Genomic DNA, 1,930 nt, shown 5'->3' with positions numbered 1-1,930 from the left:
TCCTCTCCCTCACAACAACTTCTCTGGAGAAGTTATCCTGCGTCATTCGCAGAATGCTTCCGGGAAGTATTGCAGTGGGCACAGAAGAATGCAGGTCCTTCGGCTTCACTTCGTTTCGCTCAGGATGACGCGCTTTGCGCGTATGAGCTTCGCTGGTTTACCAGACGCCTAGCTTGCGAACGCTGCTTCCGGTTCTGCCTGGCCAGCAGGCTGACGCAGGAAGCTGTACAGCGGGAAGTTCTCCGCCAGTTCGCTGACCTTGCCGTGAAGCTGTGCGAGCTTCGCGTCGTCGGTGCGGTTCTCCAGAGCTTCACCGATCCACTTGGCAATCTGGCGCATTTCCGCTTCCTTCATGCCGCGCGTGGTGAGCGCAGGTGTGCCGAAGCGAACGCCTGACGGCTTGAGTGGCGGATTTGTGTCGTAAGGAATGGCGTTCTTGTTGACGGTGATGCCTGCCTTGCCCAGCGCGGCCTCTGCCTCAGAACCCAGGATGCCCTTGGCGAAGACGTCGACCAGCAGCAGGTGCGTATCCGTACCACCGGAGACGATGCGGTAGCCCTCAGCGGCCAATGCCTCTGCGAGTGCCTTGGCGTTTGCAACGGTCTGTGCGGCGTAGGTCTTGAACTCAGGCTGCAGAGCTTCTTTGAACGCAACAGCCTTGGCCGCAACGATGTGCATCAGCGGTCCACCCTGCTGGCCCGGGAAGACGGAGCGATCGAGCGCCTGCGCAAACTCCTGCTTGCAGAGCACCATGCCAGCGCGGGGTCCGCGCAGCGTCTTGTGCGTGGTGGTGGTGACGACGTGCGCGTGCGGCACGGGCGACGGATGTACTCCACCTGCAACCAGACCGGCGAAGTGAGCCATGTCGATCATCAGGTACGCGCCAACCGCGTCGGCGATAGCGCGCATGCGCTCAAAGTCCCAGATACGCGGATAGGCAGAACCGCCGCCCACGATGACCTTCGGCTGTTCCTTCTTCGCGAGTGCTTCCAGTTCGTCGTAATCGACGGTTTCGGTGTCCTTACGGACCTGGTAGCCCACGATGCGGTAGAGCTTGCCGCTGAAGTTCAGCTTGTGGCCGTGGGTCAGGTGGCCGCCGTGCGCGAGGTCGAGGCCGAGGACGGTGTCGCCGGGATTGATCAGCGTCATGTACGCGGCAGCATTGGCCTGCGAACCGGAGTGCGGCTGCACGTTCGCGTGCTCTGCGCCGAACAGCTGCTTGGCGCGGTCGCGGGCAATGTTCTCCACGACATCAGCGTTTTCGCAACCACCGTAGTAGCGCTTACCGGGATAGCCTTCCGCGTACTTGTTGGTGAAGACCGTTCCAGCCGTCTCCAGCACAGCGCGCGAGACGAAATTCTCCGACGCGATCATCTCCAGTCCGTCATGCTGACGCACAGCCTCCAGAGCAATCTGTTCTGCAATCTCTGGATCGGACAGGGAGAGTGGGGCCTCAAAATCGATAGGCATCAGGGAAACATCCTTTCAGGCGAGTAAGCGCGGGAAGGCGCGGCACCCTTATTATTTCATCTCTTCGAACTCAGGCATCTCTATGCACGATCGGGTCATCAGATCACCCAAACGTGTTACAAACATGCCACCTTGGTGGAATCTCAAATTGATATCAGATGGGTAAACGTAGAGACATGAGAAGAGGCACATCATGAGGCCTTTTCCCGAATTGAGATTCTCCCGATGCACGGTATCCTAGTTGCAGCTGTTTTTCTTGGAATGCTCGCACTGCCCTGCCTGCTCGCGATGCGTCACAGCGATCAGGAACTAAACTGAACTAACTTCATTCGCTACAGGAACTTGAATCTCTGTCCACCCGTTCAAAACGGAACGGGATATCTGCGCACCCTCAAACAAAACAAGCTCCAGTCGATTATGGATCGCAAAGAGAGCGGAGGTCGCCCCAAATGACACTTCT

Annotated in this window: 1 protein-coding gene; it reads right to left on the bottom strand. The window is 58.3% G+C overall.

The window, feature by feature from the left end; translation table 11 throughout:
* Window positions 1-168 precede the first annotated feature (168 nt).
* Window positions 169-1,470: a serine hydroxymethyltransferase gene (gene glyA / locus JAO32_RS19715; protein WP_334243593.1), complete on the bottom strand. Its 1,302-nt coding sequence runs from the start codon at window positions 1,468-1,470 to the stop codon at window positions 169-171.
* Between the last annotated feature and the right edge of the window lie 460 nt (window positions 1,471-1,930).

The sequence above is a fragment of the Terriglobus sp. ADX1 genome (genome assembly GCF_036877645.1).
GTDB lineage: Bacteria > Acidobacteriota > Terriglobia > Terriglobales > Acidobacteriaceae > Terriglobus.
This window is presented reverse-complemented; position numbering and strand designations above follow the sequence as displayed.